Annotated in this window: 7 protein-coding genes; 2 read left to right on the top strand and 5 right to left on the bottom strand. The window is 69.9% G+C overall.

All coding sequences use genetic code 11. The annotated features are described in order from the left end of the window. The 4 genes from MK177_10170 to MK177_10155 all read right to left on the bottom strand — a co-directional run. A partial coding sequence (locus MK177_10170; GenBank protein ID MCH2427680.1) for a sulfoacetaldehyde acetyltransferase occupies positions 1 to 1,191 on the bottom strand: 1,191 nt, incomplete at its 3' end. Positions 1,192 to 1,278: 87 nt separating this feature from the next. Next, a complete protein-coding gene (locus MK177_10165) occupies positions 1,279 to 2,148 on the bottom strand; it encodes a phytanoyl-CoA dioxygenase family protein (GenBank protein ID MCH2427679.1) in 870 nt (289 codons plus the stop codon). A gap of 19 nt (positions 2,149 to 2,167) precedes the next feature. Then, the gene (gene argE / locus MK177_10160) at positions 2,168 to 3,382 is read right to left on the bottom strand and encodes an acetylornithine deacetylase (protein MCH2427678.1); all 1,215 of its coding nucleotides are present in this window, start codon (positions 3,380 to 3,382) and stop codon (positions 2,168 to 2,170) included. A gap of 2 nt (positions 3,383 to 3,384) precedes the next feature. Further along, the gene (locus tag MK177_10155; protein MCH2427677.1) at positions 3,385 to 4,569 is read right to left on the bottom strand and encodes a M24 family metallopeptidase; all 1,185 of its coding nucleotides are present in this window, start codon (positions 4,567 to 4,569) and stop codon (positions 3,385 to 3,387) included. 130 nt (positions 4,570 to 4,699) lie between these two features. Between MK177_10155 and MK177_10150 the strand changes: the two genes are divergently transcribed. Both MK177_10150 and MK177_10145 read left to right on the top strand, forming a co-directional pair. Next, entirely contained in the window at positions 4,700 to 5,524 is an 825-nt protein-coding gene (locus MK177_10150) for a phytanoyl-CoA dioxygenase family protein (GenBank protein ID MCH2427676.1), read from the top strand. Positions 5,525 to 5,546: 22 nt separating this feature from the next. Next, a complete protein-coding gene (locus tag MK177_10145; GenBank protein ID MCH2427675.1) occupies positions 5,547 to 6,698 on the top strand; it encodes a Xaa-Pro peptidase family protein in 1,152 nt (383 codons plus the stop codon). Between the two features lie 7 nt (positions 6,699 to 6,705). On the opposite strand, the gene MK177_10140 is transcribed toward MK177_10145, so the two are convergent. Then, a complete protein-coding gene (locus tag MK177_10140) occupies positions 6,706 to 8,253 on the bottom strand; it encodes a trimethylamine methyltransferase family protein (GenBank protein ID MCH2427674.1) in 1,548 nt (515 codons plus the stop codon). Positions 8,254 to 8,328: the final 75 nt, after the last annotated feature.

Below are 8,328 nucleotides of genomic sequence, written 5' to 3'. Positions count from 1 at the left end.
GGCCTTCTCAAGCTCGCGGAGGACCTGGCGGGGGTGCAGCCAGTTGCCCTCCTCGTCGATGGCCTCCTTGATCATGTCGATGCTGAAGTCGTCGGTTTCATGCGTCCACTCGTCCAGCTCGTCCTCCCAGGCCTTCTTCTCGTCTGTGGTGGCCTGTGCCCGTTCGTCACGGGTGGCGTCACAGGCCAGCGTCCGGTCGGCCAGGCGGTCGCCGAGGGCCCTGGCGGCGGCACCGGCGTCGCCGCAGATGCCGACGGAGATCTTCTTGACGAGGCCGAGCATCTTGTGGTCTGCGTCGACCTGGATGATCCTGGCGTCGGCGGGCCAGTAGTCCATGTCGTGCTGGGGCAGGGTGCCGAACGGGCCCAGCCGGGTGCCCAGCGCCAGGACCACGTCGGCCCGGGCGATGAGCTTCATGGCCGCCTTGGAACCCTGGTAGCCCAGCGGACCACACCACTGCGGGTGGCTGGCCGGGAACGAGTCGTTGTGCAGGTAGCTGTTGACCACCGGGCAACCCAGGCGCTCGGCCAGGGCGATGGCATCGGCCATCGCATCTCCCATCACCACGCCGCCCCCGGACACCATGACCGGGAACTCGGCTGCGGCCAGCAGGTCGGCGGCCTCGTCAAGGCTGGCGTCACCACCGGGACCGCGGTCCAGCACCATCGGTTCGGCGATCTCGACATCGATCTCGCCGTAGAAGCGGTCGCGGGGGATGTTCAGCTGGGTGGGACCGATCTCGGACATGGCCCGGTCGAAGCACCGGGCTGTGATCTCGGCCATCCGGTTCTCGTTGGCGACGTGACCCTGGTACTTCACGAACTCCTGGAACATCGGAAGCTGGTTGGCCTCCTGGAAGCCACCCAGGCCCTGGCCCATGGTCCCGGTCTCAGGGGTGATCATGACCACCGGGCTGTGGGCCCAGAAGGCGCCGGCGATGGCCGTCACGCAGTTCGAGATCCCGGGGCCGTTCTGGCCTATGACCACGCCGTGGCGGCCGCTCACCCGGGCGTACCCGTCCGCCATGTGGCCGGCGCCCTGTTCGTGCACGACCGGCACGAGGGTGATGCCCGCCGGGGCGAAGATGTCCATGGCGTCCATGAACGCCGAGCCCATGATGCCGAAGATGGTGGTGACGCCGTTGGCAACCATCGTTTCGACGAAGGCCTCGCTCGGGGTCATGCGGGTCATGGTTCGCTCCTGCTTCCGGCTCGACGGATCGGCGGGGGACGTCCGGTCCGACCCGACGACACGGGCCCGACCACTGGGAGTGAGAGCCTATAACGGATCCGTGAGACTGTCTAGACCCGGAGTCCGGTAGCCGTCGTCCCGCCAGAGGATCGGGAAGTGGGCCTCGTCCATGGCATCGTCCCCCTCGTGTGCGTAGCGGCTGTACACGGGCCCGTTGCCAACGCCGAAGCCAGGGCGGTTGAACCGCGCCTCACTGCTGGCGCAGTGGAGGACAAGGACCCGACGGTGCACCTCGGTCAGGTTCGGACCCGAGCCGTGCCACGTCCAGCCATGGTGGAAGGAGCCGCCCCCGGCCGGCACCTCGACCGGCACCGGATCCGGGTCCACACCCTCGGCGGCCGCCGCTGCCTCCATCGGCGCCCGATGGTCCGGGGGTGCGTGGAACTCCATCGGCGGGTCGTCTCCGGTCGCCCACCGGTGCGACCCGCGGGCGAACTCGACCGCCCCACCGTCCACCGAGGTCGGATCTAGCGCCATCCAGCAGGTCGCCATCTCCTGCGGCCGGTACCAGGCCAGGTAGGCGTTGTCCCGGTGGAAGCCCACCGACCGGGCGCCGGGTGGCTTCCACAGCAGGTTGTCCTGGATGATCCGGGCGCCGGGCCACCCGGCGAGGGTGGCCAGCACCTCACCGAGCACGGGTGAGAGAACGGTCGAGGCCACCAGGCGGTCGGCCCGCCACCCGTTGCAGATCTGGCGGGTGAGGGACGGGTCGCCGGTCCCCTCCTGCCAGTTGACCTCGTCTGGAGCGACGCCGGTCTCGAACACGCCGCGGAACATCAGGTCGAATCGGTCGTGCAGCGGGGCCACCACGTCGTCGGGGATCAACCGGTCGACCGGAACGAACCCGTCGGCGTGGAACGCCGAGACCCCCCGGCCATCCAGCAGGGGCAGGGCCATCAGGCCGTCGTCCCGACCATCAGCGGGCGAGGTGGTCGCCGAGGCGGGCCAGCAGCCCGAGGCACGCCTCCAGGTCGGCGACGTCGACGAACTCGTCGGGACGGTGGGCCACGCCGATGTCGCCCGGCCCCCACAGCACGGCAGGTATCCCGGCTGCCTGGAACAGGCCGGCCTCCGTCCCGTAGGAGACCACGTCCACCGGAAGGACGTCGTCGTTGGCCGCCACCTCGTCGGCCAGCAGCACCCGCATGAGGTCCAGGGCCGGAGAGGTCTCGAGCCATTCCAGGCCGTCGACCTCGCACACGACCTCGGTCTCGATCGCCGCCGCCGGGTGCACGGCACGCATCCCGGCCAGCAGCTCGGCGTCGACGTCGGCCATGCGGGCCTTCACGAACTCTGCGTCGGACCGCTGGACGGGACGCATCTCCCAGTCGAAGGCGCAACGGTTGGCCACCACGCACCTTCCCTGGCCGCCCTCGATGGTGCCCACGTTGAACGTGGTCGAGGGCGGGCTGTACGGGCTGGGGTCCGGGGCCCGCCTGGCCAGGTCGTCGGCCAGGCCCATCAGCGCTCCGATCCACAGGCTGGCATTGTGCACTGCACTCACCGCCCGGCCCGGCTCCGAGCTGTGGCCGTCCAGTCCGGTGATCGTGGTCCGGTACTCGTAGCAGCCCTTGTGGGCGCCGACGGTCCGCAGGCCGGTGGGTTCGCCGATGATGGCCGCGGACGGCCGCACCCCGCGGGCCACCAGGTCGGCCAGCAGGATCGGTGCCCCGTGGAAGCCGTCCTCCTCGTCGAAGGTGAATGCCACGTGGATCGGCCTCACCAGGTCCAGCGCCGCGTAGGCGGGGGCCATGGCCAGAACGCAGGAGATGAACCCCTTCATGTCGGCCGTACCCCGCCCATAGACCCGGTCCCCCCTCCGATCGGCGGTGAACGGTGGCGTCGTCCAGTCGGCGGCATCCACCGGCACCACGTCGGAGTGCCCCGACAGCACCACCCCACCGGCCACGTCGGGTCCGATCGTGGCGAACAGGTTGGCCTTCGTGCGCGTCCCGTCGTGGGTCAGGACCACCGTCGCCCCCAGCGACTCGAACCTGTCCCGACAGTCCCCGATCATGTCCAGGTTCGGGGTAAGGGCGATCGTGTCGTAGGCGACCAGGACTTCCAGGATCTCCAGCGTCCGGTCCAGGAGGTCGGCATCCCGCAGGCCGAGGGACGGTGGCGTACCCATCCTCAGGCCTTCACGACGATGCCACGGCGGACGTCGGCGAGCGGCTCCGCGGGCCCGTCATCGGCGATGAGGATGCTCTCGGTGATCTCCAGGCCCCAGGTGTCCATCCAGAGGCCGGGCATGAAGTGGAAGGTCATGCCTGGCTCAAGCAGCGTCTGGTCGGTCTCACGGAACGAGATCGTCCGCTCCCCCCAGTCGGGCGGATAGCTGATCCCGATCGGGTAGCCGCAGCGCCCTTCCTTGTGGAAGCCGGCACTCTCCATGGTGGCGAAGAACTCGCGGGCCACGTCACACGCCCGGTTGCCGGCCCTGGCCGCGTCAAGGCCTGCATCCAGGCCCTCCAGGACAGCCTTCTCGGCCCGACGCATCTCAGCCGGCGGCTCGCCGAGGAACACGGTCCGGCAGAGCGGCAGCTGGTAGCGGCGGTGGGCACCGGCGATCTCGAAGAACGTGCCCTCGCCGCTGAGCAGGGGCTTGTCGTCCCATGTGAGGTGGGGGGCCGAGGCGTCGGCTCCGGTAGGGAGCATCGGGACGAAGGCGGGGTAGTCGCCCCCGAACTCCTCGGTTCCCGAGATGCCGGTGGCGTAGATCTCTGCCACCAGGTCGCACTTGCGCATGCCCGGTTCGATCACCTCGCGGATGCGGGCGTGCATGCGTTCCACGATGCGGGCGCCGCGGCGCATGTACACGAGCTCCTGTTCGGACTTCACACCCCGCTGCCAGTTCACCAGCGCCGTGGCGTCCACCACCTGTGCGTCGGGCAGCCCGGCGCACAGGTGCTGGTGGGCGGCCGCCGAGTAGTAGTAGTTGTCCAGCTCCACACCCACCCGGGCCGAGCCGTGGCCCATGTCGCAGAGCAGCCCGGCCAACTGCCCGAAGGCGTGTCGCTCGGTGGACATGACGTGGTCGTCGGAGTAGTCGAGGATCCGGGATTCGTCCATGTAGACGGTCCGGCGGGCGCCGTTGGCGTCCATGCGCCGACCCCACCACCACGGCTCGTCGTCGCCCGTCACGACCACGGCCTGCGGCGTGTAGAACGACCAGCCGTCGTAGCCGGTCAGCCAGGACATGTTGGACGGGTCGGCGGCCACCAGGACCTCGATGCCGCGGGAATCCATGGATTTCCGCACCCGGTCCAGCCGCTCTGCGTACTCCCGGCGGCTGAACGGCAGATCCACGTCAGGCATCGGTCCCCCCTGCCTCGATCGGGACCACCGGCCCCGGATCTGCGGAGGCTAGATCAGGTCCCACGCCTCCGGCAGAGCTCTGCCCGGGCACGCTCGCGCCGTTCCGCCCGGCGATCTAGCGTCTCGACCCGTGCCGATCCTCACCGACGAGCAGGTGGACCACTACCGGGACCACGGTTGGGTCGCGCCGATCGACGTCCTGACCGCCGACGAGGCCGCGGCACTCCACCGGGCCCTGGTGGACGCCGAGAGGGCCTTCCCCGACGACCTCCACGCCGGACACCGCAACAACGCCCACCTGGTCCTGCCGTTCCTGGCCGACCTGGCCACCCATGACGTGATCCTGGACTGCGCCGCCTCGTTGGTGGACCGCCCGACGTCGTTGCTCAACTCGGTTCTCTTCATCAAGGAGCCCGACTCCGACGCCTTCGTGAGTTGGCACCAGGACTCGACCTACATGGGCCTGGACTCGAGCGACATGGTCACCGCCTGGGTGGCGCTGACGGCCAGTACCTCGGCCAGCGGCTGCGTGGCCATGGTGTCCGGCTCGCAGCGCGACGGCATCCATCCCCACGTCGACCACTACGGCGGCGACAACATCCTCACCCGGGGCCAGCAGGTAGCCGTCGACGTCAGCGCCGCCGTGGACATCCAGCTGGGGCCCGGACAGATGTCGCTCCACCACCCCCACCTGGTCCACGGCTCGCGCCCCAACCGCACCGACCGGCGGCGGGTCGGGGTGGCATTCCAGTGCTACGTCGGCGCCGACGTCCGACCCAGCCGTGGCAAGCACCACGTTCTGGCCCTCGGTGGTCGACCCGTCGATCCCGCCTTCACCACCGTCCCGGCACCCGACGGACCGTGCACCGCGGCGGGTCGGGCGGTCCGGGCTGCCGCCAACGCCGCCCTGTCCGACGTCCTGTACGACGGCGCCGCGGTGCGCCGCTCCTACTGACCCCCGCGCCCGACGGAGCCCCATGCCCATCCACTTCACGCCCGACGAGATGCTCTCCCGCCGGGACCGGACGGCCGGATCCATCAGGGCCGCCGGGCTGGACGCCCTGCTCATGTTCAAGCAGGAGTCGATGTACTGGCTGACCGGGTACGACACCTTCGGCTTCTCCAGCTTCCAGTGCATGGTCATGACAGGCGACGGCCGGGTCGCCCTGCTGAACCGGGCACCCGACCGGGGGACGGCCGCGTACACGTCCAACGTGACCGACGTGCGCTGCTACGTCGACGTCGACGGCATGAACCCGGCACTGGACCTGCGGGACATGCTCGACGACCTGGGCCTGGCTGGTTCCAGCGTGGGCATCGAGCTGGACTCCTACGGCCTGAGGGCCGCCCACTGGCGCCTGCTGGAGGCCGAGCTGGACGGTTTCCTGACGTGGGCCGACGCCTCGACGCTGGTCCAGGAACTCCGCCGGGTGAAGAGCCCCCAGGAAATGGCCTACACGCGTAGGGCAGCCGAGCTGGCCGACGACGCCTGGGACGTGGCCGTCGGCCTGGCCGGGCCTGGCGTCTCCGAGGCCCGGATCCTGGCCGACATGCAGGGCGCCGTGCTGGGTGGTGGCGGTGACTACGCCGGCAACGAGATGATCGTCGGCTCGGGCCCGGGTGCGCTCATGGTGCGCTACACCTCGGGCCGCCGCGACCTGGATCCGGTCGACCAGCTGACACTGGAGTGGTGTGGCGTCGAGCGGCGCTACCACGCTGCGATGATGCGGACCCTGTTGGTCGGCGAGGCGTCGCCGGAGCACCGGGCCATGCACGGTGCCTGCCACGAGGCCCTGCTGGCCTGCGAGGACGTAGTACGGCCGGGGGCCACCCTCGGCGAAGTGTTCGCCACCCACGCCCGGGTCCTGGACCGTGCCGGCTACCGGGAGCACCGGCTGAACGCCTGCGGCTACGGCATGGGTGCCGTCTACGCCCCCGTGTGGACCGACTGGCCGATGATCTACGAGGGCAACCCGCTCGTGTTCGAGGCGGGCCACGTGTTCTTCCTGCACATGATCCTGCTGGACTTCGGCTCCCAGCGGGCCATGACCCTCGGCCACACTGTGGTGGTCACCGACACGGGTCGCGAGCGGCTCAGCCGCTCCGACCTGGACCTGGTCGTGGCCTGACCGACGGTCAGTACCACATGTCCGGCATCGAGTCCTTCCGCTCGGCGATGAAGGCGCGCAGGTCGGCGTCGACGGACGGGTCGATGGGTGGCGGCTCGTAATCGGCCAGGGCCTGCTTCCACTGGACGTTGGCCCTCTGCGCCATGTCCAGGGCGCCGTCCTCGGTCCACTGTTCGAACGAGTTGGTGTCGGCCAGCGCCGAGTCGAAGTTGGCCGTGGCGAAGTGGCCCATGGTGTGGGCCGTCCCCAGGTGGGCCGTTCCCGGTCCGGCCTCCAGGAAGCCGTCGGCAGCCAGGGAATCGTCGTCGACGACCAGGCCCTGCATCCGCCTGACCAGCATTCCGAGGTGGTCGGTGTCCATCACGAACTTCTCGTAGCCCATGACCAGGCCACCCTCCAGCCAGCCCGCCGACTGGTGCACGAAGTTGGCCCCCGAGAGGACCGCTGCGCCCATGGCGTCGGCGGACTCCAGCATCGCCTGGGCGTCGGCGGTCTTGGACGCCGTGTAGTGGCCACCACACCGCAGCGGCAGCCCCAGACGGCGGGCCAACTGCCCCATGGCGTAGGTGGCCAGCACCGCCTCGGGGGTCCCGAAGGTGGGGGCACCGCTCCTGAGGTCCATCGTGGTCAGGAAGCTGCCGTAGACGACCGGTGACCCGGGACGGACCAACTGGGCCAGTGCGATGCCGACCATCGTCTCGGCGTGGGCCTGGGCGATAAGGGCCGGCTGTGTGACCGGGCCCATCGCGCCACCGATGATGAACGGTGAGATCACGTTTCCCTGGTTGGCCCGGGCGTACGCCTTGAGAGCCCCGGTCATCACCTCGTCGAAGACCAGCGGCGAGTTGACGTTGATGTTCCCCTGGATCACGCAGTCCCGTTCCAGGCGATCGGCACCGAAGGCGACCCGCGCCATGGCGACGGAGTCCTCGGCCCGCTCCGCCGAGGTGACCCCACCCATGAACGGCTTGGTCGACCAGCGCAGGTGCGCGTACACCATGTCCAGGTGCCGCTTGTTGACCGGTACGTCAACCGGCTCGCAGACCGTGCCGCCGGAATGGTGGAGCCACGGCGACGCATACGTGAGCTTCACGAAGTTCTGGAAGTCGACGAGCGTGGCGTAGCGTCGCCCCCCGTCCAGGTCCGAGACGAACGGGGACCCGTAGGCCGGCGAGAAGACGACGTGGTCGCCGCCCACGGTCACGGTGTGGCGAGGGTCGCGGCCGTGCATCTGGAACGCCGCCGGAGCGGTAGCACACAGTTGGCGGACCAGGCCGGGATCGAACCGGATCCGCTCGCCTTCCACCCGTGCGCCGGCCGAACGGAACAGTTCGAGGGCCTCCTCGTCACCCCGGACATCCACGCCCACCTCGTCAAGGATCCAGTCGGCGTGGGCCTCGAGGCGGTCCAGCGCCTCGGCGTCCAGCAGCTCGTAGGTGGGGATCCGCCGCCGTGGCTGCACCACGTCCACGGTGGCGGCTGTTGCCCGATCGGCCGCCCGTGCCGCACGTCCACCCCGGCGCCGCTCGGACCCCGTGGTTCCGGTCGTGCTCATCGTCCTGATCGGGGCGTGGTCCCGTGCACCTCCTGCTGGCTGAAAAACGACGCACCACGGGGGAACTCGGGCGTC

Source organism: Acidimicrobiales bacterium, from assembly GCA_022452145.1.
Classification (GTDB): domain Bacteria; phylum Actinomycetota; class Acidimicrobiia; order Acidimicrobiales; family MedAcidi-G1; genus UBA9410.
The sequence above is the reverse complement of the archived record's forward strand: the minus strand, read 5'-3'. Positions and strand labels throughout refer to the sequence as shown.

Coding starts and splice junctions, on each gene's coding strand:
- MK177_10165 (MCH2427679.1), bottom strand. CDS start 2,148: ATGGCCCTGCCCCTGCTGGATGGCCGGGGGGTCTCGGCGTTCCACGCC.
- argE (MCH2427678.1), bottom strand. CDS start 3,382: ATGGGTACGCCACCGTCCCTCGGCCTGCGGGATGCCGACCTCCTGGAC.
- MK177_10155 (MCH2427677.1), bottom strand. CDS start 4,569: ATGCCTGACGTGGATCTGCCGTTCAGCCGCCGGGAGTACGCAGAGCGG.
- MK177_10145 (MCH2427675.1), top strand. CDS start 5,547: ATGCCCATCCACTTCACGCCCGACGAGATGCTCTCCCGCCGGGACCGG.
- MK177_10140 (MCH2427674.1), bottom strand. CDS start 8,253: ATGAGCACGACCGGAACCACGGGGTCCGAGCGGCGCCGGGGTGGACGT.